General features: G+C 46.5%; 21 protein-coding genes, 4 tRNA genes, 1 pseudogene and 1 riboswitch. Of the genes and pseudogenes, 18 read left to right on the forward strand and 8 right to left on the reverse strand.

Annotation, left to right across the window (positions count from 1 at the left end; translation table 11 throughout):
• Window positions 1-144: 144 nt before the first annotated feature.
• Window positions 145-3,705 (reverse strand): methionine synthase, encoded by a 3,561-nt coding sequence (metH, locus tag NDI34_RS12025; protein ID WP_348232769.1) that lies wholly within the window; start codon window positions 3,703-3,705, stop codon window positions 145-147.
• 715 nt (window positions 3,706-4,420) lie between these two features.
• On the opposite strand from metH, the gene nblR reads away from it, so the two are divergent.
• The 3 genes from nblR (at window position 4,421) to NDI34_RS12040 (ending at window position 6,620) form a co-directional block, all read left to right on the forward strand.
• The gene (nblR, locus tag NDI34_RS12030; RefSeq protein WP_190411932.1) at window positions 4,421-5,116 is read left to right on the forward strand and encodes a response regulator transcription factor NblR; all 696 of its coding nucleotides are present in this window, start codon (window positions 4,421-4,423) and stop codon (window positions 5,114-5,116) included.
• Window positions 5,117-5,236: 120 nt separating this feature from the next.
• Entirely contained in the window at window positions 5,237-5,794 is a 558-nt protein-coding gene (locus NDI34_RS12035) for a DUF192 domain-containing protein (RefSeq protein ID WP_348232779.1), read from the forward strand.
• A gap of 634 nt (window positions 5,795-6,428) precedes the next feature.
• Window positions 6,429-6,620 carry a DUF2949 domain-containing protein gene (locus NDI34_RS12040; protein WP_190411931.1) on the forward strand — a complete coding sequence of 64 codons (192 nt, stop codon included), beginning with the start codon at window positions 6,429-6,431 and terminating at the stop codon, window positions 6,618-6,620.
• A gap of 458 nt (window positions 6,621-7,078) precedes the next feature.
• Here NDI34_RS12040 and NDI34_RS12045 read toward each other — a convergent pair whose 3' ends face one another.
• Window positions 7,079-8,080, reverse strand: coding sequence for a competence protein CoiA family protein (locus tag NDI34_RS12045; protein ID WP_348232770.1), 1,002 nt, complete (start codon window positions 8,078-8,080; stop codon window positions 7,079-7,081).
• Between the two features lie 104 nt (window positions 8,081-8,184).
• Window positions 8,185-8,281: riboswitch (TPP riboswitch) on the forward strand.
• A gap of 6 nt (window positions 8,282-8,287) precedes the next feature.
• Between NDI34_RS12045 and thiC the strand changes: the two genes are divergently transcribed.
• On the forward strand, window positions 8,288-9,661 hold the full coding sequence (gene thiC, locus NDI34_RS12050) for a phosphomethylpyrimidine synthase (protein WP_190682926.1): 1,374 nt from the start codon (window positions 8,288-8,290) through the stop codon (window positions 9,659-9,661).
• Window positions 9,662-9,729: 68 nt separating this feature from the next.
• On the opposite strand, the gene pyrE is transcribed toward thiC, so the two are convergent.
• Window positions 9,730-10,347 carry an orotate phosphoribosyltransferase gene (gene pyrE / locus NDI34_RS12055; protein ID WP_190529434.1) on the reverse strand — a complete coding sequence of 206 codons (618 nt, stop codon included), beginning with the start codon at window positions 10,345-10,347 and terminating at the stop codon, window positions 9,730-9,732.
• Window positions 10,348-10,468: 121 nt separating this feature from the next.
• On the opposite strand from pyrE, the gene NDI34_RS12060 reads away from it, so the two are divergent.
• Window positions 10,469-10,891, forward strand: coding sequence for a hypothetical protein (locus NDI34_RS12060; protein WP_190667913.1), 423 nt, complete (start codon window positions 10,469-10,471; stop codon window positions 10,889-10,891).
• 360 nt (window positions 10,892-11,251) lie between these two features.
• On the opposite strand, the gene NDI34_RS12065 is transcribed toward NDI34_RS12060, so the two are convergent.
• A tRNA-Met gene (locus NDI34_RS12065) sits at window positions 11,252-11,324 on the reverse strand.
• 249 nt (window positions 11,325-11,573) lie between these two features.
• Here NDI34_RS12065 and NDI34_RS12070 point away from each other — a divergent pair.
• A complete protein-coding gene (locus NDI34_RS12070) occupies window positions 11,574-12,266 on the forward strand; it encodes a hypothetical protein (protein WP_190411926.1) in 693 nt (230 codons plus the stop codon).
• Window positions 12,267-12,420: 154 nt separating this feature from the next.
• Window positions 12,421-13,953: a hemolysin family protein gene (locus NDI34_RS12075; protein ID WP_190433185.1), complete on the forward strand. Its 1,533-nt coding sequence runs from the start codon at window positions 12,421-12,423 to the stop codon at window positions 13,951-13,953.
• Between the two features lie 52 nt (window positions 13,954-14,005).
• Here NDI34_RS12075 and queC read toward each other — a convergent pair whose 3' ends face one another.
• Window positions 14,006-14,692, reverse strand: coding sequence for a 7-cyano-7-deazaguanine synthase QueC (gene queC, locus NDI34_RS12080; protein WP_190430178.1), 687 nt, complete (start codon window positions 14,690-14,692; stop codon window positions 14,006-14,008).
• A 72-nt stretch (window positions 14,693-14,764) separates the two neighbouring features.
• Between queC and NDI34_RS12085 the strand changes: the two genes are divergently transcribed.
• Both NDI34_RS12085 and NDI34_RS12090 read left to right on the forward strand, forming a co-directional pair.
• Window positions 14,765-14,923 (forward strand): hypothetical protein, encoded by a 159-nt coding sequence (locus tag NDI34_RS12085; RefSeq protein WP_348232771.1) that lies wholly within the window; start codon window positions 14,765-14,767, stop codon window positions 14,921-14,923.
• 201 nt (window positions 14,924-15,124) lie between these two features.
• On the forward strand, window positions 15,125-16,198 hold the full coding sequence (locus NDI34_RS12090) for a Gfo/Idh/MocA family oxidoreductase (protein WP_348232772.1): 1,074 nt from the start codon (window positions 15,125-15,127) through the stop codon (window positions 16,196-16,198).
• A 147-nt stretch (window positions 16,199-16,345) separates the two neighbouring features.
• On the opposite strand, the gene NDI34_RS12095 is transcribed toward NDI34_RS12090, so the two are convergent.
• Window positions 16,346-17,299, reverse strand: a complete 954-nt coding sequence (locus tag NDI34_RS12095; protein WP_348232773.1) for an SGNH/GDSL hydrolase family protein — start codon at window positions 17,297-17,299, stop codon at window positions 16,346-16,348.
• A gap of 216 nt (window positions 17,300-17,515) precedes the next feature.
• Here NDI34_RS12095 and NDI34_RS12100 point away from each other — a divergent pair, with 216 nt between their 5' ends.
• The 5 genes from NDI34_RS12100 (at window position 17,516) to NDI34_RS12120 (ending at window position 21,443) form a co-directional block, all read left to right on the forward strand.
• Window positions 17,516-17,653: a hypothetical protein gene (locus NDI34_RS12100; protein WP_190411922.1), complete on the forward strand. Its 138-nt coding sequence runs from the start codon at window positions 17,516-17,518 to the stop codon at window positions 17,651-17,653.
• Window positions 17,654-17,998: 345 nt separating this feature from the next.
• Window positions 17,999-19,849 carry an ABC transporter ATP-binding protein gene (locus NDI34_RS12105; RefSeq protein ID WP_348232774.1) on the forward strand — a complete coding sequence of 617 codons (1,851 nt, stop codon included), beginning with the start codon at window positions 17,999-18,001 and terminating at the stop codon, window positions 19,847-19,849.
• A 78-nt stretch (window positions 19,850-19,927) separates the two neighbouring features.
• Window positions 19,928-21,037 carry a hemolysin family protein gene (locus NDI34_RS12110; RefSeq protein WP_348232775.1) on the forward strand — a complete coding sequence of 370 codons (1,110 nt, stop codon included), beginning with the start codon at window positions 19,928-19,930 and terminating at the stop codon, window positions 21,035-21,037.
• A gap of 161 nt (window positions 21,038-21,198) precedes the next feature.
• Window positions 21,199-21,283, forward strand: a tRNA-Tyr gene (locus tag NDI34_RS12115).
• Window positions 21,284-21,371: 88 nt separating this feature from the next.
• Window positions 21,372-21,443, forward strand: a tRNA-Thr gene (locus NDI34_RS12120).
• Between the two features lie 794 nt (window positions 21,444-22,237).
• Here the strand turns inward: NDI34_RS12120 and NDI34_RS12125 are convergent.
• Window positions 22,238-22,311, reverse strand: a tRNA-Arg gene (locus NDI34_RS12125).
• A 321-nt stretch (window positions 22,312-22,632) separates the two neighbouring features.
• On the opposite strand from NDI34_RS12125, the gene NDI34_RS12130 reads away from it, so the two are divergent.
• The 4 genes from NDI34_RS12130 (at window position 22,633) to NDI34_RS12145 (ending at window position 26,586) form a co-directional block, all read left to right on the forward strand.
• Window positions 22,633-23,292 carry an Npun_F0813 family protein gene (locus NDI34_RS12130; RefSeq protein WP_190411919.1) on the forward strand — a complete coding sequence of 220 codons (660 nt, stop codon included), beginning with the start codon at window positions 22,633-22,635 and terminating at the stop codon, window positions 23,290-23,292.
• Window positions 23,293-23,431: 139 nt separating this feature from the next.
• On the forward strand, window positions 23,432-24,496 hold the full coding sequence (locus NDI34_RS12135) for a hypothetical protein (protein ID WP_348232776.1): 1,065 nt from the start codon (window positions 23,432-23,434) through the stop codon (window positions 24,494-24,496).
• Between the two features lie 8 nt (window positions 24,497-24,504).
• Window positions 24,505-25,521, forward strand: coding sequence for a transposase (locus tag NDI34_RS12140; RefSeq protein WP_348232777.1), 1,017 nt, complete (start codon window positions 24,505-24,507; stop codon window positions 25,519-25,521).
• Window positions 25,522-25,530: 9 nt separating this feature from the next.
• Window positions 25,531-26,586 (forward strand): molybdopterin-dependent oxidoreductase, encoded by a 1,056-nt coding sequence (locus NDI34_RS12145; RefSeq protein WP_348232778.1) that lies wholly within the window; start codon window positions 25,531-25,533, stop codon window positions 26,584-26,586.
• Window positions 26,587-26,761: 175 nt separating this feature from the next.
• Here NDI34_RS12145 and NDI34_RS12150 read toward each other — a convergent pair.
• Window positions 26,762-26,858 (reverse strand): annotated as a pseudogene (locus tag NDI34_RS12150) (IS5/IS1182 family transposase); the annotation flags it as partial.

Raw genomic sequence — 26,858 nt, forward strand, 5'->3', positions numbered from 1 at the left:
GATCGCAATCTAGCGCAGCACGATCCTCGATTATCTGTTTTAACAAGTCTGGGTAATTGCAGATAATCTTGACAGCCCTATTAATTTGTTTTGGAATAATTAATGATATGTAAGGTGAGCGTTGCCCACCCTACACCTTACTGTTTAAGCGCTAAAGTATTTAGCTGCGGGGTGATAGGCAATAATCGCAGTCGTAGATTGTTCGGGATACAGTTGTTCGCTTTCATCCATGTGAAGGTTGATGCGATCGCTTCCTAGTAACTCCAACAACTTATACTGATCCTGAATATTCGGACAAGCCGGATATCCAAAACTATACCGACTCCCTTGATAACGCTGCGCCAGAATATCCCGAATATTATCCGGTTCTGATGCACCCAAGCCTAATTCCCGTCGGATTCGGGCATGAAGCCACTCCGCCACAGCCTCCGCTGTTTGCACCGCCAAGCCGTGGAAATACAGATAATCGCTGTATTGATTATTTGTAAACAACTTCTGCGCGAACTCCGTCGCAATATCCCCCACCGTCACCGCCTGCATCGCAAACACATCTACCTGTCCCGACTCCACAGGTGCAAAGAAATCAGAAATACACAGACGACGCATGGACTTCTGACGAGGGAAATTGAACGTCGCAACAACATTCTTCTCCCTCTCTTCTTTCGCATCTTTACGATTCATAAATTCCGGATCGTACAAATGCAAAGAATTTCCCTTAGCCTGACACGGAAAATACCCGTAAACAACTTGCGGATGTAGCAAATTCTCCTCTACAACCCGCTGTTTCCACTCCTTCAAAATTGGGTAAACTTTTTCCTCTAAAAACTGATTGTACTCCTCGCGAGACTGTTCCTGCGGCTTGCGGAATTGCCACTGTCCAGCAATCAAAGCCTGCAAATCCAGATACTCAAATACCTCCTCTAATGGAATATCTTCAGCCTGTAATAATTTCGTACCCCAGAAAGGCGGAATCGGACGCTCAATTTCAATCGCCACAGCCTCAGAACGCCGCTTATCTACTTCTACGGGTTGAGCTTCTTGAGTGCTATTTTCTAATGGCACACGAGACGCCTCCTCTATAATAGGCGCATGACCATTTTCCTCAACTTCATCCAAAAATCCCTGCAAATCATCCCAATTTCCAGCAGATTTTGCAGGCATTAATTTATCCATGAAATGCAGATCGGAAAAAGCATCTTTGCCATAAATTACTTTACCCTTGTAAGTGTTTTGGCAATCTTCATGGACAAATTTAGGAGTTAGCGCTGCACCCCCTAGAATGACTGGAACCGTAATTCCTTTTTGATTGAAAACCTCCAAGTTTTCCTTCATAAAAGCGGTTGACTTCACCAGCAAGCCGCTCATCGCAATACAATCAGCTTTGTGCTGCTCAAAAGCATCAACGATATTATCAACAGGCTGTTTGATGCCAATATTAACTACCTTGTAACCGTTATTTGACAGGATGATATCCACCAAATTTTTACCGATGTCGTGGACATCTCCTTTGACGGTGGCAATTACTACAGTTCCTTTGGCATTATTTCCAGCATCTTTCTTTTCCATGAATGGCTCTAGATATGCCACTGCTGCTTTCATGGTTTCCGCTGATTGCAATACGAAAGGCAACTGCATTTGTCCGGAACCAAACAATTCGCCGACAACTTTCATCCCATCTAGCAAAAAGGTGTTAATGATATGCAGCGGCGCATATTTCTCTAAAGCTTTGGTAAGTTGAGCCTCTAAACCGATGCGTTCGCCGTCGATAATGTGACGCTTTAGACGTTCTTCTACAGGGAGATTTTCATCACCGGAGCGATCGCGCTTCGTCGTTTTCCCTTCAAATAGCGTTGTCAATTCTCCCAGCGGATCGTAGGTGCAGATGTCTCCATCAAACTGCCGTTCATCGTAGATTAACTTGCGGCAGACTTCTTGATGCTCTGGCTCAATTTTCGCTAGGGGCAGAATTTTACTAGCGCTGACAATTGCCGCATCCATCCCCACCGCCATCGCTTCGTGCAGAAACATGGAATTCAGGACGACTCGCGCCGCTGGGTTTAAACCGAAGGAAACGTTAGAAACCCCCAACATCACATGGCAACCGGGGAGTTCTTCTCGAATGCGGCGGATGGATTCAATGGTCGCTTTTCCATTAGCTCGGTCTTCTTCAATACCCGTAGAAATCGGCAGGGCGAGGGTATCAAAAAATATTTCATGAGCGGGAATTCCATATTCGACAGCGGCACGATAGGCACGTTGCGCGATCGCAAACTTTTTCTCAGCCGTCCGCGCCATCCCCTCCTCATCAATCGTCCCAATTACAACACCCGCACCGTACTTCTTCGCCAACTCCAACACCTTGAAGAAGCGCTCCTCTCCATCTTCATAGTTAGTCGAATTCAGCAGGCACTTGCCCCCGGCAACCTTCAAGCCCGCCTCCATCTTTTCCCATTCTGTGGAGTCGAGCATCAGCGGTATTGTCACATTTGTTACCAGCCGCGACACCAATTCATGCATATCCCGAACGCCATCGCGCCCGACATAATCCACGTTGACATCGAGGACGTGCGCCCCTTCCCGCACCTGCGACTTTGCCAAAGAAACCAACCCATCCCAATCTTCCCCATTCAGCAAGTCACGGCACTTCTTGGAACCACTCGCATTCAATCGCTCGCCCACAATTAGAAATGAATTATCCTGCTCATAAGGCTGGGCGCTGTAAATTGACGCCGCCGCAGGCTCATAACTAAAGTGGCGCTCTTTTGGCTTCAGAGTTTTGCCAATTTCTGCTAATTGTTGAATATGCTCAGGGCGCGTGCCGCAACAGCCGCCAATTATCTGTACGCCCCAATCTTCTACAAAGTGCATCAGCGCCATCCGCAATTCCATCGGCGTCAGCTTATAGTGAGCATGACCGCCAATGTTTTCTGGTAGACCAGCATTGGGAACGCAGGAAACCACAAACGGGGAGTGCTGGCAAAGATACTTAATATGTTCAGCCATCCGGTCTGGCCCCGTGGCACAGTTAAGTCCCAGAATATCAATCGGGTAACGTTCCAAAATCGTCACTACGGCGCTAATCTCAGAACCGACGAGCATTGTACCCATGACTTCCATCGTCACCGACACCATCAACGGGCGTCGTTCCCCCTTGCGCTGAAAGACTTCCTCAACCGCATTCAATGCTGCCTTGATTTGCAGCACATCCTGACAAGTCTCGACCAGAAATAAATCGACGCCGCCGTCGTAAAGCGCCTCAGCTTGCTCTTCAAAGGAAGCTTGCAGTGTGTCAAAGTCAATATGTCCCAGCGTTGGCAGCTTGGTCGTTGGCCCTATCGAACCAGCCACAAACCGGGGTTTCTCCGGTGTCGAAAATTCCGCCGCCACGCGCTTCGCCAGTTCCGCCGCCTTCTTATTTAAATAGTAGGCTTGATCCGCCAGGTCGTACTCTGCCAGCACAATCGAGGCACCGCCAAAAGTATCTGTTTCAATCACATCGGCACCGACTGCCAAAAAGTCCCGATGCACTTTTTCTACCGCTTCTGGTTTGGTGTGTACCAGATACTCGTTACAACCTTCGTATTCTGGCCCTCCGAAGTCGGCGGCGGTAAGGTTTTGTGTTTGGAGGTTAGTTCCCATTGCGCCATCGAAGACGATGACAGGACGTTCAGGACTGTGGAGGCGAGTCAAGAAGGGGCTGGTCATAGATGGCGGCGTCTTTATGAATAGGTAGTTGCGTTAGGCTTTGAACGATCAGCTTAATCTATTTTGCAGACTTTCTCGTTTTCGGAAGTAACTAAAACTATGAAAGTGCAAGACTGTAACGACGTCTTTTGTTCCATAGCAGTCATTTCCTCAAGAAGTCAGAATCTATTTTAACCGAGATTAGTAGTTTAATTGAGCAAAGCTAAGCCATCAGTCTGAAACCTGCTTTGCATTTATTTAAGGCAAGACTTAGACAAAATTTGCAAAATCCCGGCTCCGAGGAAGGGGAGAGATCGCGTCTTCCAGTCAGGTTGAAGAAAGCCTGAGTAGACTTTTATAAAGAATTGATGAAGAAAGCGATCGCTCCTAATTAAATTGTTTTTTTATTAGTGAAAACAACAGTTTTTGTGAAAATTAAATTATGTTCACTTTGCATCTAGAAGAAAGTTTCCTGTCGTTATTGACCCTAACAATCGTTTTCCTCCTAAATCCCTGTTTTCAAGGAAGATTTTTCCGGTTCTCCCCAAGTTATCGGGGAATTAGGGGAATCTTCGGTCTGGCAACTTATTTAGGCGATCGCTACTTGCCCCTCGCTCTCCCTATCCTGTGTTTTATACTAAGCATGAATACTTACCTACATTGAAGGAAGCAGCTAACGCTTGCCAGTGTAGTTAAACTGAGATAACAACGCAGCAACAGCGCCCCAATGTAGCCTATGTCTCCTGTTACTTTTGACCGCACTCCCTGTGTTTTACTTGTCGAAACCGACGAAATTCTTGTCCAACGTGTCAGCATGGATTTGCGAGAGGCTGGGTATACGACTGTGGTTGCACCAGACACCACCAGTGGTTTTCATCAAGCTTGCGAACTTCAGCCAGCTTTAGTCGTCGTAGATCGAGTGCTAACAGGGGATTCAGGATTGAAGTTGTGCAACCAACTGAGGAATGCCGGTTCTCGCGTGCCAGTGCTGCTGTTGATGGCTCGCGATACTGTAGAAGATCGAGTTGCTTGTCTAAATTCGGGTGCCGATGACTACTTCCTCAAACCCTATCGCACCGACGCTTTTTTGCAACTGGTGCGCCTCTACTTACAGCCAGAAGCGGGTGCTAGCGAACAGTTGCGCTTTGGCGAACTGGTTTTAGACTTGTCCACTCGCAGAGCAATGCGGAACGGGCGAGTGATTGACCTGACAATGAAGGAATTTGAACTTCTAAAATATATGATGTCGCATCCCCGTGAGGTCTTAACCCGCGAACAGATTCTAGAAAATGTTTGGGGATACGACTTTATGGGAGAGTCGAATGTGATTGAGGTGTATATCCGTTATTTACGTCTCAAAATTGAAGAAGAGGGCGAAAAGCGCCTAATTCAGACAGTGCGAGGTGTCGGATATGTTTTGCGAGAAGCTTAGGTTTTGAGTTTTGGGCGTAAATATCAAGGATTAAGGATGAATTTGGACTGGAGAGAGCAGCGCTTCGGCACATCTGCCAAAAGCGATCGCAATGTGAAAAAGCAGGCAAGTTTAGTCGTCATGATGCTGGCAGTTTTGTTGATGGGATGTTCGGCATCGGTGCCATCAACCTCCTCTCAGGGTAGGGGACCCGCGCAACCATTGCAGCAGGCGTCGCCAGTATCAGCACCGACAACAGCACCGACGACCCCTGCACAACAAGCGCACTCATCACCGGAAGCATCACCCGCACAGAATAAGAGGGGTCAAACTTTGCCAATTTCAGCCAAGGCAACGATGGCAGGTCAGGTGATTCAGCTGGAAGTAGCGCGGACACCCCAACAACAGCAAATGGGGTTAATGTACAGAACATCTTTGGCGGACGATCGCGGGATGCTCTTTCTTTTCAATCCACCGCAACCGATCAATTTCTGGATGAAGAATACGCTCATCCCCCTGGATATGGTTTTTATGCTGGATGGAGTGGTGAAAGCGATCGTTGCCGATGTCCCTCCCTGTAAAACCAGTCTTTGCCCCACCTATGGTCCCAATACGCCCGTTAACCAGGTGATTGAACTCCGGGGAGGACGCGCTGCGGAACTCGGTTTGAAGGCAGGCGATCGCGTGACCATTCAGTAACTCAATACTAAGACAGACCGACTTTCTGGCTGTCTTTTATAGTCCTTATCGAAACGATTTAAAAATTTACTCGTTCTTTTAACCTATTTGTCGCAAAAATAAGCTACTCTTTCCCAAGAGAGAGTTTAAGACTGCAAATTTCAATTATTGTTACGCTTAAACCTAGATTCTCGCTTCCAGAGACATGGTTCTTCCAAGAATGAGAGTGCTTTGCCTGGAATTTGGTGTGAGGTGAGAGGCATAGACGCTCTAGGCAAGCAAATCTCTCCTAATACAGAGGGATTTCAGTGAATTGCTAAAGAAAATATTAAGCAAAGTTCACTAGCAACAGTCGGCTAAGATTTCAGAAAAAAGGGGAGTGAGCCTAAGTTTTTAGTCTTATTCTCTAGGTCAGCCCGGAAGGGATGCCTAAAGTCCTGAATCTAGTATGAGCATTCTTCTGTTAATACCCATACCGGCTGCCGTAATTGTCACACCAGGCTGGTGATCTGAAACACTAGCGTTACAGTGAGTAGCGGCAAAATAGTATAAAAGGAGTCGAGTAAAGGTGGACAGATAAAATACTGACTACCGTTACTCAACAAACCAAGGTTTAAATTACAAAATAGATTCAACAAAGGGGGTAAAAGCCATCATGGCACCTACGAATTTTTCTCGATTTCTCCGTTTTCTTCAAGAAGATTTAGCAATATCTAAGGCATCGATTGCGATCGCTTTGCGGCGTCGGGAGCAAGATCCCGGCCCATTGCCAATGATCTTATGGCAATACGGTTTAGTAACGCTGGAACAGTTAGATCAAATCTATGACTGGTTGGAAACTGCATAAGGCTTGATGATTCGGCGAGGAGCAAGAAAGTCATGTCAGAGCAATTGGGCGTCGGTACTTTCCCGACCCATCCGCGAAGACTTAAGAAATGTTCTCAATTACAATTTACTTCACCAAAAAGAGCGGGTCAAATACTTGACCCGCTCTTTTTAGTTGTTAGTTTTTAAAAGTTAGTTTTCCTTATAATCTGCCTTTATAAATGCTGCTTGGCAATGAGCGATCGCTTTTATTATCATCCCTGTTAAACGAAGAACAACAACGTGCTGAAAGATTAGCCGAACGCTACGCCAGTTGGGGGTTAACCCTGATGAGGTGTAGTTGGTCAAGAAGGGGACGCGATTGCGCTTTGTGAGATTCCTAACTTATGGATAGGTAAGCGCGATCGTAGGATTTGCCTATAAATCTCTATAGTGCGATCGACAAGATGTTTTTTGGCTGGCTATATTGGTGATTTTTAATCACAGAGAACAGACACAATAGTAACCAATATCAAAAATTTCCTTTTTGTAAAAATCCCCTTCATCGTGTGATGCTACTATGTAATCAGAAAGATAATAATCACCTATAAAAGCTCTGCATTTTTTACAAGTGTTAGCAAAATATATTCTCCCTACTGTCTGACTGTATTGCGAGATAACCAACGCGCCTTTTTCATTAGCTAGTTTTCTATCAGATTCAGAAAAGCCGCTATTGGATATATACCCATCGTCTCCATCTATAGCTGCAACTTTCATTGGCGCTGAACACTTCCAACAGAAAGCATTTATGATTAGCAAATGCTTTTTACTTTTATACCTACCACACTCATTACACTTAGGATTTAGACATAAAGCAACCTTGTCTGGCTCTATGAGAGGATTGTTTAGCCGACCAATGTCTTCATCCATCGTCAAGATGTATTGGATTAATACAATTTTATTTTGTTCGTAATAATTCAAAGTAGATTGTTCAATAAAATGACTTACAACTACTTCGATAACTGCAATTACTTTATTGTCTTTATCAAGCAAGGCAATATCTGGTTTACATACTCCCAAATTATGCTCAAGCTCAACGTGAACTGCTTTTTTGAGTAAATTGTCAGTATGCGGATTAGGACAATACTCGCAGTTCCATTTAATATCTAATGGCAACTTATTTTCTAGATGATGTTGAATTTTTTCATACAACAAAGTCTTGAAGATGTAATGCAGAGCTGTCTCAGGGGTACAGTTGGCGCTTAGAGTTTTATGGGCAAAGTGGGGACGTTTTATCTTGCCCCTGCGGAGAATTAACTCCAGATTACAGTTCGGACAAATGTAAGACTGACCTTTGTGTGCGTTGGCAGCTTTGATCAAATGCCCTTCTTGGGTATATGCAACTGAGGAAAGAATGTTAGACATTTTTATAGGCAAAATATCTCTACTTATGCTAATCGATGATGCATTACTATACGCAAGGCGATCGCTCTCACGCTCCAAACCTCACCAAAACGCGATCGCTCTGTAGCCACCTCACAGGGTGATGCAAAATATCAAGTTTTTGGAACCTTCCAGCCCTAACCGGAGCTTGGTGGTAATATTGTCAATCAAGCTAGGGGTGCCTGGATTTACAGGCTGAGATTACACCCTTAGAACCTGAGTCCGGCTAATACCGGCGGAGGGAAGCTGTTAATTGAGGAATTCAATATGCGGACTGAATGGATCGCTAAGCGGCGTGGACAGAGCAATGTCTCTCAAATGCATTACGCCCGTCAAGGTGTGATTACTGAAGAAATGCAGTATGTAGCACAGCGGGAAAATCTCCCAGTTGAGCTGATTCGGGATGAAGTGGCGCGGGGACGAATGATTATCCCCGCCAACATCAACCACACCAACCTAGAACCGATGGCGATTGGTATCGCCTCGAAGTGTAAGGTAAACGCCAATATCGGCGCTTCTCCCAACTCTTCCAATCTGGATGAAGAAGTCGATAAGCTGAAGCTGGCAGTCAAGTATGGCGCTGATACCGTCATGGACTTGTCCACCGGCGGCGGCAACCTGGATCAGATTCGCACGGCAATTATCAACGCCTCGCCGGTTCCCATTGGCACGGTGCCAGTTTACCAAGCCTTAGAAAGCGTCCACGGCACGATTGAAAACCTCACCGCCGATGACTTTCTCCACATCATTGAGAAGCACGCGCAGCAGGGGGTAGATTATCAAACTATCCACGCCGGGATATTAATTGAGCATTTGCCTTTAGTGCGCGATCGCATCACCGGGATTGTTTCTCGCGGCGGCGGCATTCTCGCACGGTGGATGTTGCATCATCACAAGCAAAATCCGCTTTATACCCACTTCCAAGACATCATCGAAATTTTCAAAAAATACGATGTCTCTTTCAGTCTGGGAGATTCTCTGCGTCCCGGCTGTCAGCACGACGCCTCAGATGCCGCTCAATTAGCCGAACTCAAAACTTTAGGACAATTGACTCGCAAAGCCTGGGAACATGACGTGCAGGTGATGGTGGAAGGGCCAGGACACGTCCCAATGGATCAAATCGAGTTCAATGTCAAAAAGCAGATGGAAGAGTGTTCGGAAGCACCCTTCTACGTGCTGGGGCCATTGGTAACGGACATTGCCCCCGGTTATGACCACATCACCTCCGCGATTGGTGCGGCAATGGCTGGTTGGTACGGTACGGCGATGCTTTGCTATGTAACACCCAAGGAACACTTGGGACTGCCGGATGCTGAAGACGTGCGGAATGGATTAATCGCCTACAAGATTGCGGCTCATGCTGCTGATATTGCACGGCATCGTCCGGGGGCACGCGATCGCGATGACGAACTTTCTAAAGCCCGTTACAACTTCGACTGGAACCGCCAGTTTGAATTGTCCCTCGACCCCGAACGCGCCAAAGAATATCATGACGAAACTCTGCCAGCAGATATTTACAAAACTGCTGAATTCTGCTCAATGTGCGGTCCCAAATTCTGTCCAATGCAGACCAAGGTAGATGCTGATGCTTTGACAGAACTAGAGAAGTTTTTGGCGAAAGAACCAGTAACCCAAAGCTAGTTATTTTAAACGCAAAGGAGCTTTCTCCTTGGCGCTCCTTTGCGTTTAAAAACCTGCGTTGAAAAACCTTATCTGAGTTGACGCGATCGCTCTTGAATTTCTGGAATCGAGAATACTGCCTGAAATTTTAGCCCAACTGACTGATAAAACTCCGCTCCCCCCTGCTGCCTGTCTACCAGCGAAATCACTTCATCAACGCTGTATCCGGCATCTCGCAGCCGCTCAACGGCTTTCATGGCAGATTGCCCTGTCGTGACAACATCTTCCAAAACGACCACTTTCGCACCTGTAGGGAGAATCGGGCCTTCTATATAAGCTTGTGTGCCGTGTCCCTTTGCTTCTTTGCGAATAATTAGCGCCGGTAACGGTCGATTTTCATAAGCAGAAACTACACTCACCGCCGTTACAATCGGATCGGCTCCCAGTGTCAATCCAGCCACTGCCTGGGTATCCATCGGCAACAACGATAATAGAATCCGACCCGTTGCCAAAGCTCCTTGGGGATGCAGTGTGACTGGCTTGCCATTAATGTAGTAAGAACTGCGCTGTCCCGAAGACAGCACAAAATCTCCCTCCTTATAAGCCACATGGCAAAATAAATCTAGCAGTTGCTGGCGTAGCGTTGTGAGATCGGCAGTAGCATAAGAGCCAGTTAAATCAGTCTGGGATTGGATTTCGTGGGTCATCACTAGGAGAGAAAAAGAGTAGAGCGATTACAATTTGACCAACAATCATCCTAAACTTAAACTGAAGAATAGTATTCAGCCAAAGTTGAGGGACGAGATGGGAATGCGCTTGACTAATTTCATGAGTGTATTGGTTCTCAGTGCCGCTACGACTGTCATTGCCTCTAGCGCGATCGCTCAGCCTACACTCTCTAACTCCCAGTCAGGAACTTTTAACTCGATTCCAGACTTGTTTAATCGAGCTATCAGTGAAACCTCTGGAGACTTTTTCGGCAACCAATCTTACCGACGAGATCTGAATTTCATCATTGGCCCTAGCTTTCCAGAAAACGAAATCGAGCGAGACACTAAGACAGTAGATAACCTTTACCGGGAGCTACTCTGGCAGCAAACTTCCAGTGACTTTATTATTCGCACCCCCGATCTCCCGAATCCTTTCAACTCGTCAATTCTGCAAAGCCCAGCTATCAATGTAAACGTTACTGGTACTGGTAGACCCGTAACAGGCAGCGAGTTCGTGTTTGAGAATCCCCCACAGCCCTAAATCTGAAAAAGAAGAAAAGACAAACAATTTTTGCTTGTCTTTCTTCCTTCTACTTTTTTTAAAGTTCGCAGAGCGAGATTTAAACAAGGTACTAGGGCTTGTTTTTTATAGACTCTATTTTTTGAACTGAAATAGAGGTTACAACTTACTTTGTTCAGTTGCTTTCCAGCATTTGATAACCTTTGGTTTCTCAGAGGTTTTGCTGAAATTTCTGAGCAAATTAAATTACCGAGATACTTAAATTAATTAGGTTCTTGATGAGCGCGAGCCGCTAGTAAACTGCATTTATCCTGAGCGGATTGCACTTCCCCATAGAGCAATTCTAGGAAATTTACTCAAAGAATACCGAATTTATAGGAATGCGCCCTACCGGAATCGAACCAGTCTGAAGGCGAATTATGAGTTCGCTGCCTCCCCAATCGGCCAAGGGCGCGTGATTGATTTCGTTGCCAAGATTGCTGGCTGGATTGTTATTTTATACAATTATGCACGCTAAGTCCACTCGAAAGCGGATGCGTAGTATGATTCCTGATAATAAATTATAAGCGCTGTTTTCTAAAATAGAGATAAATTAGCAGCGTGACATTAACCAATTCGCTATCATAGGTTCCACTGCTGTCAGTCGTAAGCTATGTATAGCAGTTGATCGGTGTCGCGGCAATTTTTGTAGCTTGAGCAACCAATGAAACTAAATTCAACTGTCGCACTTACGTTAATTTTGCTTGCTATGATGTTAGGCGCTGGCTTTGTAAGTGCGATGTGGGGGTTTACTGTAGGTCATGAAGCCCTTAAAGGAGTAACGCAGCCGGATGTGCGCCCTACCAATAAATTAGCTGGGACTAAGCGGGCAACTCCTGGTAAAGAAGGAGTTGCAATTTTGCGCGAGGTTGATATCCTGGCAAGTGTCAAAGCACAAATGAGCGGCAAGGCTAAACCTGTTATTAAGCCTGAACAGAAGGAAGCGGAAACCACAAGCGACAGCAAGCCTAACACTCCTGAGGAAACCTCTGAGCAGGACAGTAAACAGCAAAATTTCCCGATTACCAGTCAGGACAAGGGCGTGAAGCTGGAGATAGGCTCAGCGCGTCAGCAAGGAGGTTCTTTGTTGCTGAATGTGAGCCTGAAGAATGAAGGAGGGAATGCTGTACGGTTTCTGTATAGCTTCTTAAATGTAACGGACGACCAAGGTCGAGCTTTAAGTGCTGTGACTGAAGGGCTGCCAGGAGAATTGCCACCGAATGGGCAAAGCTTTTCGGGGACGGTGAGTATTCCCACGGCTTTACTGGAAGACGCTAAGCAGCTTTCATTGACTCTGACAGATTATCCAGATCAAAAACTCCAGCTGAAAATGTCTGGAATTCCAGTGGTGAAGTAGGCGTTAGGTGTTAAGTGGTCGGTAATAGGAGCTGTCTCTGTATGATGACCGTACAGGGGGTAGAGGATTCTACCCACTACTTATTACCGACGACCGATTACCGACAATTCGTTGCCCATTACCCAATACCCAATACCCAATACCCTGGTTACGGATGGATACCCCCGTGTTGGCGATCTTGACGGTGAATGCTTTTCCTAGGCTCACCGCGCAAGACGTTTTGCTGCGATTATTATCGGTGCTACTACTGATTGCGATTAATGGTTTTTTTGTCATCGCTGAATTTTCGATAGTTTCGGTGCGGAGATCGCGCATCAATCAACTAGTCGAAGCGGGCGATATTCAAGCAAAAACGGTTCAAAACTTGCAAGGCAGCATCGATCGGCTGCTTTCTACTACTCAACTGGGGATTACTCTGTCTAGTTTGGCTCTCGGCTGGATTGGTGAGAGTACAATGGCAATCCTCGTGTCTGCTTCAATCGCGCACTTACCCTTATCTTGGGAGGTCAAAGCAGCGATCGCTCATTCCCTTTCGGTGCCGGTTGCTTTCTTCCTGATTGCCTATCTACAAATTGTTTTGGGTGAACTATCCCCGAAATCAGTGGCACTGCTTTACTCAGAACAGATGGCGAGGTTTTTGGGACTGCCGATCAGAGCGATCGCCCGCTTTTTCAACCCATTCATCTGGATTCTCAACCAATCGACACGCTTACTCTTGCGGCTGGTAGGCATTCAGTACACTGGACAAGGCTGGTATACGCGCGTTACCCCCGAAGAATTGCAAATGATTATCACCACAGAGCGCGAATCTACGGGACTGGAAGCTGAAGAACGAGAGTTGCTCAACAACGTGTTTGAGTTTGGTGAGGTGTTGGCGGAAGAAGTCATGGTTCCCCGCACCAGCATTGCCTCTATTCCCTGTGAAGCCACTTTTCAAATCTTTCTAGATGAAATTACTACCACGGGTCACTCCCGCTATCCCGTCACAGGAGAATCCCTTGACGATATTCGCGGCATTATCTACTTCAAAGAGTTAGCTGAACCTCTAGCCAAAGGCGAACTAACTTTAGATACACCAATTCAGCCTTGGATTCGACCCGCTCGATTTGTGCCGGAAGGACAGCCTTTAAGCGAACTTTTGCCGATGATGCAGCGAAGTCACCTGGCAATGGCGATCGTTGTAGATGAATTTGGCGGCACCGCGGGGTTAGTAACAATTGAGGATTTGATTGCTGAAATTATCGGCTACGAGCCAAAAGCTGAGGATAAAGAAGAGTTAGCTGTGCAAATTTTGGATGAGCAAACTTTTCTGGTACAAGCACAGATGAATTTGGAAGAAGTCAACGAATTTCTCGATCTCAACTTGCCCTTGATTGATAAATACCAAACCTTGGGCGGCTTCGTGCTTTACCACTATCAGAGAATTCCTACCCAAGGTGAAACCTTGCGCTTTGACAACCTTGAGCTGACTATCGTTTCCGCCGAGGGTCCTCGCCTGCACCAAATTCGCATTCACCGACGAGAGGCAACAGTTGCTAGCAATGAAGCTAACGGGTCTGATGTCTCAAATATGTCAGATTCAGATGGCTCAGATTCAAATGTCTCAGATGCCAAGGTTGCAGCGGATGACACCAAGAAATCAGAAATAACGAATCAGGAATCAGGATTCAGCAGAAATTTTGAATGATCGCGTTTGGATTTTCACTTGCCTCTCGTTTACGGCAGGAATATCCCCAACTTTAGTGACTCTTCGCTGCATAAGGAAGGGGATCTTGTAATCCTAGCTCAGCAAAAGCAGCTAGACGCAACTGGCAGGAATCACAGACGCCACAAGCCACTTCGCTCCCGGTATAGCAAGACCAAGTTTGCTCCCAAGGAACGCCTAGCCGATTTCCAAGCTGAATGATTTCCGTTTTTTTCAGGTCTATCAGGGGCGTCATGATGCTAATTGGCTGTCCCTCTCGTCCCTGTTTCGTTCCCAGCCGAAAGACTTCCTGCATTGCCTGGATATAATCGGGACGGCAATCGGGATAGCCGGAATAATCTAAAGCATTAACGCCAATATAAACCCGCTGGGCATTGATGGTTTCTGCATAAGCGAGGGCAAAGCTCAAAAAGATGGTATTTCGGGCAGGGACATAGGTCACGGGGATACTTTGATCCATTTCATCAAGCGATCGCCCTTCTGGTACGTTAATGGCACTGTCTGTGAGCGCAGAACCGCCCCAGCGACGCAAATCAAACGCCACTACCTGATGTTCTCGTATACCAGCGAGGCGAGCGATCGCTGTCGCAGACTCTAACTCTCGCTGGTGTCGCTGCTGGTAATCGAATGAGATGGCATAACACTCACAGCCATCAACCTTTGCCTGATATAGTACCGTCGAAGAATCTAACCCCCCAGACAACAAAACAACCGCTTTCACTTCCTAGCCCCCTCATCCCCAGTTTTTACTTGTGCCAACTTTCAGATGTTTCCCACCATCACGTCTTGATAATTGACCGCTCACTGGCTACTAAATTCCTCAGTCCTCAGTCCTCAGTCCTCAGTCCTCAGTCCTCAGTCCTCAGTCCTCAGTCCTCAGTCCTCAGTCCTCAGTCCTCAGTCCTCAGTCCTCAGTCCTCAGTCCTTACCAAATGGACGGGAGAGAAAGTGACACATTTACCAGTTACTAATTTACAAACCTCAACAAAATGGAAGATGAGATAAATCTCACGAATTTGAGAAAGTTAGACACAGCTTTGAAATTCTTCACAAAAGAAGGCACTATGATACCATCTGGATCGTCTCAGGCGACTAAACGTTGCCAATTGATTTAATCCTAGTGGTGGAGGAGCATACAGGAGTGCAAGATAGCATGCCAGCAAGACAGCCAGACGCTCATCAGCAGCGTAACCAGCCGCAACCGATCCGCGTTGGCGTGATTGGGGTCGGTAATATGGGACAGCATCACACCCGCGTTCTGAGTCTGCTTAAAGATGTGGAACTGGTTGGTGTATCAGATATTAATGTTGAGCGGGGTTTGGATACTGCGAGTAAGTATCGCGCTCGCTTTTTTGAAAACTATCATGACTTAATCCCCTATGTAGACGCTGTCTGCATTGCCGTTCCGACAAGGCTGCATCATGAGGTTGGCATGACTTGCCTGCAAGCAGGGATTCATGTCTTGATTGAAAAGCCAATTGCCGCTAGTATTGCCGAGGCTGAATCCCTCGTCAATGCCGCAGCCGAATCGCACTCAATTCTCCAAGTAGGACATATTGAGCGGTTTAACCCGGCTTTTCAAGAACTCAGCAAAGTTCTGAAAACAGAAGAATTGCTTGCCCTAGAGGCTCATCGCATGAGTCCTTACTCGCAACGGGCTAATGATGTCTCTGTCGTCTTGGATCTGATGATTCATGATATTGACCTGTTGCTAGAACTATCCGCTGCGCCGGTAGTCAAATTGACCGCCAGTGGTAGTCGTGCCTCAGATTCTGGCTATTTAGATTACGTGACTGCTACCCTAGGCTTTGCCAACGGAATTGTCGCCACGCTAACAGCCAGTAAGGTGACACACCGCAAAATTCGTCGCATTGCTGCCCATTGTAAAAATTCTCTAACTGAGGCAGATTTTCTCAACAATGAAATTCTGATTCACCGGCAAACGACTGCCAATTATATGACAGATTATGGTCAGGTGCTTTACCGACAGGATGGGTTAATTGAGAAAGTCTACACCAGTAATATTGAGACGCTTCACGCGGAGTTAGAGCATTTTGTTAACTGTGTGCGCGGTGGGAATCAACCCTCTGTAGGCGGCGAACAGGCGCTTAAAGCTTTGCGTCTGGCGAGTTTGATCGATCAGATGGCTCTCGATGGTCAGGTTTGGCAGCAACCAGACTGGGATTGTCGGTGTCTGAGTTCTCCGGCTGTAGCTGTTTCCTTCTAAAGAATTAAAAATTAAAAATTAAAAATGGAAGGTGTGTTGTAGAAGTAGCGATAATTAGCTTGAAAACCTTTTTTTCCCAAGGGTTCTACTACTAATTAACACTATGTTTTACCAGTACCAAAGTAAGAATTCCACAATTTTTAATTTTTAATTTTGCATTTTTAATTGACTGAGCGATCGCCCAATTTCTTCATTAACCAGCTGATTCCCTTGAGGGCTGAGATGAATATGATCTCGGTAGAGGTTCTCTGGCTGCTCTTTTGAGTTGAAAATGGGTAGAAAATCTATGTAGGCAATGTGCTGGTTTTGGGTTAAGTCGATGAGGCGCACTCGCGCTTTTAGTTCATAATCCCGGGAACCCGGTTCGCCCAATTCCCTCTTTAGGGGCGTCATTGCGAGCAAGAAGCGGGCACCTTTTTGCTCTGCGATTGTCTGGATTTCTTGAATGGCTTTTAAATTAAGGCCAACGCGATCGCCTGATTCCGCGTTCACTGCTTTCATCTCTGGTACTGGCGGTGCCTTTAACAAATAGCGGCTGAATGCCTCTACAAGCGCTAGGGGCGGTTTTTGGTCGGGGTAATTGCGATCGTGCCCTACGGGGATCGAAGTCGGCGCAGTCCCAAACAGATCGTCAGTATTAATCAGCAACACGACTACCTGAGCATCGAACGTACCAAACTGCTTTAAGTACGCTAATTCATTGCGCGGACACCAAGAGTTCGCTGAAGCGTTGAGAACTTCTATTTGCTTAAAAGTTTTACCCTCAATAGAGGATTGCAACTGCTGAGTCATCATGGCTGAAAGCGTCTCAGCCTGATCTGTCCACCAGCCACCATTCGCAATGGAATCTCCCAACAGCAGCACCCGCAGCGTAGATTCAGGGCGAGTTTCCGTGATTTTTGGGCTTCGCATTGAATACTGATTAATTTCTATCAGATTGCCAAACCTGCGAGTCCGCTGATTTGGCGCTAATAAATATCCAATCTGTTCATCGGCAATATAAATCAAGGGATTTCCAAAGCCAAATAGCAGCCGCAATCCCACCTCTACCGCCAGTACCAACCCTACAACAACTGCCAAAACAATCAGCACAATTTTCACGGATAATCCCCTATGTACATAGATCGTGACCCGATCTAGCTTAAATCTTGCAGCACTTCAGTTTTGCAGTCTTAAAAGTCGCTCCCATCTTAACCCAACCCATTTATGACCCATTCGGGTGATAGACGAATCCTCCCTCAGCCGCTAACCTAGTCATGGGTTAAGATATGTTTACAAATTGTTGTCTAGCTCCGAATCAAGGAGGATCGCAGCCTTATGTCAGACTTGAACCGTGGAATTATGAAGTTCGAGGGAGCTGATAGCCCAAAAGCGATCGCTATCTCATCTGTGTTGGTTTTGGGTGGTATTGCTTTTCTTGTTTGGTGGGCACTTCACTCAGCCTACGCTATGTAACTCGCTACTAAACCGAGGCCACTACCGATGCTGATGAAGCCATAAGTTCAATCGATAGGTTATCTCAAAGCTCCTGTAAAACTTCCTTGTTCGGGAGTCACTTTGTTATTCAACCCAAAATGTCTTTCGCGTATCTTTTGCCTCAGGCTGCATAGGACTACACCAACCATTTGCTTGACTAAAGACAAGTGAAATGTTTTCAAACCCACGGAGATGGGTTTGGTACGTTTGGTACGTGTAGCCGCGATATGGAGTTGCTGAATGCAAGATACAAGTTTTTCTAGAGTCGCTTTTTGAGCCTGACTCTGGAATTTTTTATTGGCTATTTTTCATCAAGAAAGAATTATGGCAAGCATTCGGGATATCCTCGGTTATTACCGAAAATATCGAATCGTCGCGCTTTTAAGTATTGCGGCATCTAGTCTCTTTGAAATCATCGATCTGGTAGTTCCTTACACAATTGGGCAGATTCTCAACGTACTGTCCGGTCAACCGCTGGATCGGGGATTGCAAAATGCGATCGCTCTCATCGCTGAAGTTAGCAACTTACCGGCAAATCGATTCCTTTCCCTCTCAGTGCTAATGGGATTAATCTTGTTAGTCACCGTCGTTAGAGCGCCCATTCAGCCTTGGCTCGGCATCTGGTTTCACTGGGATACAGCCTTGCGATCGCGTCGAGACCACAGCATAAAAGTCCTCGAAAAAATCGTCACTCTACCGCTAGAATTTTACGAAGAAAACAACCCCGGACGAATCGCCGGACGAGTTGCTAGAGGACTCGCTAATCACACCTGGACTTATCCTGAAGTCGCCGGACAGTTGATTCCCAAACTCGTTCGGGTGCTGGGTATCTTTGCGATGATCTGGCTAATTGAGTGGCGAATTGCCGTAATTTTCCTAATTTCCTTCATCTTCATCCTCAGCTTCACCCTCAAAGACCTCAAGCAACTGAGCGATCGCGAACAGAAACTGGATCGATATCAGGAAAATACTGAAAGTCGTACTTCGGAAATTATTACCAACATTAAAACCGTCAAAGCCTTTGCCACCGAACAGAGAGAACTGGAGCGTCAACGACAGCGCCTAGAGCGGGAGTTTAAAGTTGTTGACTACCGCATTCATAGAGGTTACGTCATCCTAGCTACTTCCCAAAGGACGATCATCCAGTTTTGTGTCTTTTTAGTACTTGGTTTGACCCTCAACGCCACCTTACAGGGAAAGATTTCACTAGGACACTTCGTTACTACGTTGACCATCTCCAGCATGGCTTACTCGGAGCTAGAACCTATTAGTAACCTCGCTGAGATATTTGCTCGTCGCTATGCCTCCATGCTCCGGTTCCACGAGTTCATGCACCTACCTGTAGGCGTAGATGGGGTCATTCTGTCTCAAACCAGAACGCAGATGGCAGAAGGAGGAACTCAGGATTCTCGTGGTTCTGAATTGTCCTATCAATTTACCGGCAAAGTCGAATTTTCCCATTTGAGCTTTGGCTATGACAGCGATCGCCCAGTTTTAGAAAACATTAACCTACTCATCGAACCTTATCAAACTGTAGCGCTGGTGGGGCGTTCGGGGTCGGGTAAGTCTACCTTAGTCAAGCTTCTGTTCCGGTATTTTGAACCCCATCAAGGTCAGATTTTAATGGATGGTCAAGACATTCGCACTTTGGATGTCACTGGCTATCGGCGGCGTCTGGCAATTGTTCACCAGGAAGTAGATATTTTCAACGGGACGTTGCTTGAAAACCTTACCTATGGCAACCCCAAAGCTACGGTTGAACAGGTTCAGGAAGCTTGCCGCATTGCCAGAGTAGACGAAGTCATTGAGCATCTGCCGCAAGGGTACTACACCGTTGTTGGAGAGCGGGGAATGCGCCTGTCTGGGGGACAACGACAGCGCTTGGGAATTGCTAGGGCACTCTTGGTCGATCCAGATATCCTCATCTTTGATGAAGCAACTTCTAGCCTCGACTACGAATCTGAGCGCTCAATTCAGTTAGCAATGCGTAGCATCCTTGGCACCCGCACCACCATTATCATTGCTCACAGACTTAGTACCATCCGGGAAGCAGACAAAATTGTAGTTCTCGATCAAGGTCAAATTGTAGAAGTCGGCAGCCATGCTGAACTACTGCACCGCAAAGGAATTTACCGACGTTTGCACTCCCTACAAGAAACAGGTGAGCTACTCTAAAGTTAAAAGGAAAAAGGCAAAAGTGAAAAATCTTTCTTTTTCCTTTTGCTTTTTAACTTTTGCCTTTTACAGCTTCCCGTGATTGTTTTACCCGTTCAGTCCTATATTCTAGTTACTTCCGATCTGGGTCCCCTTTTAGGAAGTGTTTGGCTCGATATCGCGGTGCTGGGATTGATGCTTTTGCTTTCTGCTTTTTTCTCCGGCTCGGAAACGGCGATTACAGCCCTCGACAACCTTAAACTCAGGGCGCTGATTCAAGAGCAAGGAGACCCGCGCCGGATGTTTGCGCTGGTCTTAGAAAATCGGGGTCGGTTTATCACTACCCTTCTAGTCGGTAACAATCTAGTTAATAATTTTTCAGCAATTCTGACCAGTAACTTATTTGCCCTCTGGTTAGGGAATGCAGGATTGGGAATTGCTACTGCTGTTGTTACTTTTCTAGTGCTGATTTTTGGAGAAGTTACCCCTAAATCTCTGGCAATCAACAATGTGATGCCAGTTTTTAAGTTTGCCGTTCGCCCGATTTACTTGCTATCTATCGTTCTCGGCCCGCTTATTTATTTATTTGAGCAAATTACTCAGCGGGTAATTCGCCTGTTTCAGGGGGGTGTTGTTCAAGAGGGAGAGTCTTTAAGAGATCTCCATCTGATGATTGAAATTTTGGGAGGCAAGGGGCATCTAGATTTACACAAACACCAGCTGCTCAACAAAGCCTTGATGCTAGACAGTCTCAGCACCCGCGATCTGGTTAAGCCACGGATTGACATGAGGACAATCTCTCATGAAGCGACCTTGCAGGAGTTTGTGAATCTGTGTCTGGAAACAGGATATTCCCGTATTCCCGTGCAGGAGGAGTCTAAGGATCAAATTGTCGGCGTTGTTCACCTGAAGCGAGCGCTCCAGCAGCTGAGGTTTTTGAAAAAAGAAGGGATTGATAATGGCTTGGTGACAGAGGCGATGGACCCGCCAGTATACGTGCCGGACACGAAACGAGCCGCTAATCTACTGAAGGATATGTTGCAACAACGCCTTCATATTGCCATCGTCGTCGATGAGTATGGGGGCACGGTGGGGTTGATCACGCTGGAAGACATTCTGGAGGAGCTGGTTGGCGAAATTTACGATGAAAGTGACTTTCCCAGTCGAGCGATCGCTACGAGAAATGCCACGCGCTCTGGTGGCGGCTGATTCAGAAGACAGGGATCAATGTAGGAGTAAGCGATGTAGATTCCCGTTCTCATCCTCCTACTTGCACTGCCCGTCACTTTTTCCACAGCTATAAAATCAATTTTCAAAAAACTTTTGCATTTTCTAAACCTTGTGCTACGATTATTAATCGTGGAACAAATGGGTCGATGCCCGAGTGGTTAATGGGGGCGGACTGTAAATCCGCTGGCTATGCCTACGCTGGTTCAAATCCAGCTCGGCCCACCACGCAACAAAAGTTTTAAGTCATAAATTTTGAGTTATTCTTGAGTTAAGATAACCGAATCAAAATTTAACGCTTACAACTTCTAAAACTGCCCGTGTGGCTCAGTGGTAGAGCACACCCTTGGTAAGGGTGAGGTCACGAGTTCAATCCTCGTCACGGGCTTTTTCAGCAAATAAATTAATCAAAGTTTTATCCGGATGATCTGACTTCAGAAGTTATGTTTCTGGAGATTCTACCCAATCTTTTAGATATCCAGGAAGTATCTTCTTCATGAGAGTACACGCATGGCTCTTTAACTAGAGATATTCAACTGAAAAATCATTGCTTGGCCGCTTTTAAGGAGTCTAGAGGTACTGTAGATGAAAAATTTTAGCAGCTACAGATAGGATGATTAAATCGCATATAAGCCATGAGCGGCTTGATTTGTCACTAGCTAAATACACGTCATACATTGCAGAATCCTGTGGCAGTATTGATGAATTCAGATTCCTACAAGCAAGAATGACAATTTATCACCTATTTACATAATTCTTAGGTTCCAAAAATATAAGGGACTCCTAAAGCAATAGATGACTCGCAACTTCTCTAATCGAGCTTTGACAAAAATACTAAAAAAACTCGTGTAGAGTGTCGCTAACCCTAAAAGAGCTGGCTGATTCTAATCGATCGTGCTTTATAGCCAAAAATTAACTTGGTTGTGGCGGTATTAAGAACAGGTCACGAGCTATAAACCTTATGATGATAACTACGCTGGTGTTGTTGCCTTGCGCCCCAAGACAAACGCATCTTATCTGTGAAATACCTACTCGACAAGGGGTTCAAGCATTTAGGCTTAAGGCTGAGCAACTGATAAAATTCCTACGGGGAGAGACATCCAGCATTTTAGATGCGTTTTCCCTGCCTTATGCACCTTTATTACCCAATTTTTGAAAATAAGGATTTTTATTGAGTTAAAACGGGTGCGGAGGGACTCGAACCCCCGACAAACTGCTTAGAAGGCAGCTACTCTATCCACCTGAGTTACGCACCCACATGAAAATGGATCGCCAAACTTGGCTCTGTCGTAGATTGTATCTGTGCCGAGTGCTGCAAAGCAACCCAGAAAGCCAAAGCTTTCCAAATATATCGCTCAAGCAGCTTTAAGCTCAATGTAAACTAGAAACCAACATACCCAGACGTTTGGATACGATAGTGTATTAGTCAAGGCGATAGGCGCTACGCGGACGCACTCGCGGCGTTGTCCGATTTTATCCCAGCACCAGGGCTGGATCGCGCCCTTATATAGTTTCGTGGCGATCGCTTTTTAGCCGCACCACGCCCCCGGCCAAGTCAGGAGTCATTTGCCAGTGTCATGTTTATTCTGAAACGGCAGGATGTTGAAATTTCTAGCATTCAGCACCCCAAGCGGGAGCAACAGATCCCGATTCTCACTTATCAGGGGCAAACCTTTCGCTTGATCAGTGTATTTGCAGCTAATCAAGCAGAAGAAGCCAGAGCCTTTTGGCGAGACCTTACCGATAACCGTGGCAAAGCCTGCGTTTTGCTGGAAGAGCCAGATCGGTATAGCGTCTGGGGCAAAATTCGTCTAGATCAGCTGGCTGCGGAGGCTAGTAGTGACGTCAAAATTGTCCCTCTCGCCCAAGCTTGCCTTTTGTTGCTCCAGGCGGTTTACATAGACGTTGAAGACCTATTAGGAAACAGACAAGCCGGATTATTTCAAAAAGACCTTAGCGATGTCTTCCGTCAGTGGCACTTTCCCAGTGCGGATGGGCCGGAAGCTGTGAAAAACTTGCTAACAATGGACCCTTTGAGTAGCCTCCAAATTCCCCCTTGGGAGGAACATCATCTGATCACCTTGTTACAAGAACTGCATCGCTTGGGTAAGGAATATTTCGGCAATACCCACTTTGCCCAAGGAGTAAAGGATACATTACAAGATATGCAACCAGGAGAGCGGTCTCAGTTCCTGGAGTGGCTAAATCAATCTCCCCTAGGTAAGCTGTGGCGCTAATCTAAAAAATGTTTGGGAAATATGCCAAAGCTTGCATTAAGATGAGACACTTGCGCTTCTTAAAGGAGATTTGTTAGCAGATTATTAATTGAATTGCATTTGCGATTAAACCTTGCGTGCATCCTTGTTTTGAAAAACTATGAGCAGTTCTTTAGAAAAGTCATCGGAAAAAGTATCCGGTTTACAATCCCTTCTGAGCGTACAGACAGTAATCGTTGCGGGAATAATCTGGGGTGTGCTAGCGCTACTGTATTTTCTGCTGTTTAGCATTTCTGCGCCCGGAGAGGAGCGTCCGCTTTGGTACTCGATTGGAACTTACATTTTTGAAGAGGTAGCTTACCTAGGCGCAGCAGTGCTGTGTTTTAGAAACTGGCGCAGTCCCCAGATTGTTAGCGGACGTAACGTCTGGCTGGGATTTGGACTGGGGATGTTGTGCTATTTTATCGGGAACCTGTTGTTTTGCTACTGGGAACTGGTTTTACACCAAGAACCCATTGTGTCACCTGGGGATTTGTTTTTTGTCCCTGCCTATTTATTTCTTGCCTGGGGAATGATTTTAGCTGTCATCTCACGGCGACTGAATCTAGAAGTTTGGCAGTGGGTAACCGTTGCAGCGATCGCAGTTGCCGGAATTGCCTTGGCAGTCTGGTTACAGGTTGCCTCCCCGAATAATGCATCCTCCGCAACCCCACCTTTACCCGTAGGAACAACACAGGGAACAACACAGATAGCGAAGGCGACTTCACCCAAGAAAGCGATCGCTGCCACTAAAGCACCAGCCGTCAATAAAACCGCTACTGTGGTGAAAACAGCACAAGCAAAACCCTCTGCTCCTACTGGAGAAAATCAGGCTCCAGCCTGGGTTCTATCAGTAGAAAAATTTCTAGAGCCATTAGGGACCTTTTTGAACATTTTTTACGTTGTTAGCGATATCTTTCTGTTGATCGTTGCCTCGACCGTATTGCTAGCCTTTTGGGGGGGTCGTTTTTCTCAGTCTTGGCGGATGATTGCTGGGGCAGCTTTTTCATACTACGTTGCTGATATGTGGCTGAAATACGCCGATAAGTTCATTGGTGATGATTATCAAAGCGGAGGACTATTGGAAGTATTTTGGGTCTTCAGCGGCGTCCTGTTTGCCATTGGCGCTGTCCTGGAATTTGATACATCCAGTCGTTCCCGTCGTAGCGGACGCAAACGTGCTTAGGAAGTAGCATGAGTGTGAGAAAACTCTCCGAATTAGATAAGCGCGACATCCTCAACCTGTATCGACAGCCAGGAGAGACAACCTCAACCCTGGCTAGTCGTTATGATGTCAGTAATTCAACGATTAGCCGTCTTTTAAAAAGTCGTCTATCAGAGCCAGAATATGAAGCCCTAATCCAGCAAAAGCGAACCAATCGCTCCCATTCAATTTCCGAACCTGCCACTGAAGCTGACGACGAGCCAGTAGAAACATCGCTGACCGCATCGGTAAAGAGCGAAGAATCCTTTCCCCACACTCAAGAATCTTTTGCAGATAGTGATAGTGAGGAATCATTAGAGGCAAGCCCTACCGCCCCACGGAGGCGTCGCAGGCGCTCCTCAGTCTCTACAGAGGAAGAGAGGGCACAAGAGCAAGAAAACATTCCTTCCGAAATTTTCCCCGGGATCGATTCTTCTCTGCCACTTTTTCAGCTGGCTGTGGATGCCGCACCAAGTAACAACCCCGATCTACTTGATAACAATTACAGTGCAGAAGCCAGTGTCATAGAAGAGATGCTGGGGGAAGACCTGACGGATTTAGAAGACGACGAGGACGAGGACGACGAGGATGACGACGACGACGATTTAGAAGACCTCCAAGACGAAGACGACTGGGATGATACGCCAACTCTAGAAAGTCCGATTCCAGCAGGAACCTTTAAGCGACAAAACCGTGCTAGCGTTCAAGTTTTACCGCTGTCTAACGCGGTGCTTCCTAAAACCTGCTACTTAGTTGTAGACCGAGCAGCAGAATTAATCGCTAGACCCCTGCGAGAGTTCAGCGATCTCGGACAAATTCCTGCCCAAGAAGTTCAACAGAGAACACTGCCAGTTTTCGATAACCATCGGGTAGCTCGTAGGTTCTCGAACCGCACCCAACGAGTGATTAAAGTTCCAGATGGCAGGATGCTTCAGAAAACTTGTTCGCAACTGCAAGCTAAGGGAATTACTCGCTTGCTGATTGATGGTCAAGTTTATTCGTTATAAGAGGCAGTGGTGAAACGCCGTCAAGTTCTCAAACAGCTGCTACAAACATCCGGCGGGCTGATTGCGGCTAGCTTGCTCCCAGGCTGCCAGTTAACAGGGTCCGTAGAGCCGCTGTTTTTGCTTGACCTGCTCAAGCCAGACTCAAAACTGCCAGAACACCTGCTCACGCCATTGAGCGAATTTTATGTGCAATCTTATGCGTTGCCGCCTAGAATTAACCTTGACAACTGGCGGTTAAAGGTTACGGGTGCTGTTGCCCGGCCGCTGACGCTGACCTTTCAGGACATCATGGCAGCGCCGCAGGAAAATTTCTATTTGACAATGGAATGCATCGGCAATCCCACTGGCGGCAATCTGATTGGAAACGCTCAGTGGACGGGTACCCCTTTGCTACCTTTTCTAGGGCAAGCTGGTGTTAAATCAGAGGCGATAGAATTTAGGCTGCACGGAGCTGATTCCTACGAAACAACATTGCCAGTTGCAGAAGTCATGAGACAAGAAGTGCGACTGGTTCACCAGATGAATGGCGAAGCTCTCAATCAGTCGCATGGCTACCCTTTACGCATCATTATTCCTGGTCACTTTGGTCAGAAGCAACCCAAATGGCTAGTTGAGATTGAAGCTGTCAGCAGCCAGAAGCGAGGTTTTTGGGAACGTCAGGGCTGGTCTAATACCGCAGAAATTCCTACTCATGGGCTGATGCGCCAAGTGCAAAACACTCGCGTTTGGAACAGGCAGCATCGGGTGCATTTAGGGCGCACGGGTGAAACAGGTTGGGAAAGCGGCATTTTGATGGCTGGTGTTGCCTTGGACAAATCTAGTCCGATTACAGCCATTGAGGTAAGTACCAACGATGGTAAGACTTGGCAGAATGGCGAGCAGAATCAACCGCCATCTCCCCATGAGTGGACGCTCTGGCGTTATTTGTGGATGCCCCAACAGCCGGGAAATTATACTTTACTTGTTCGCGCAACGTCTTTACGCCAACAGCAGCAACTGAAAGATGATAATCGGATGGATGGTAGTAGTGGCGTTCTGCGAATTCAAGTAAATTTGCAAGCCTAAACGCTAGCCCTTCAGCGATTTAAGACAATTGAGAAATCAGTAACAAACGCGAAGTCTTGTGTCTTTGTTTAAAATAGGTTTTGAGAAACGGATGCTTGTGTAGGATGTATGGCAGTCTTCCCATACACCCAAGCAGAGTAATCTCTGTCATGGATGAATAGACCTCTTGCGTGAATCAGGCAGATTGGGAACGGAGCAGTTCAATATTAACGATCGCGGCAATGAGGTTGAAACGGAATCCAAATCGCCGACGACGATTGCGGTATTGTTCT

This window comes from Trichocoleus sp. DQ-U1 (genome assembly GCF_039961925.1).
Taxonomy (GTDB): Bacteria; Cyanobacteriota; Cyanobacteriia; order Cyanobacteriales; family FACHB-T130; genus FACHB-T130.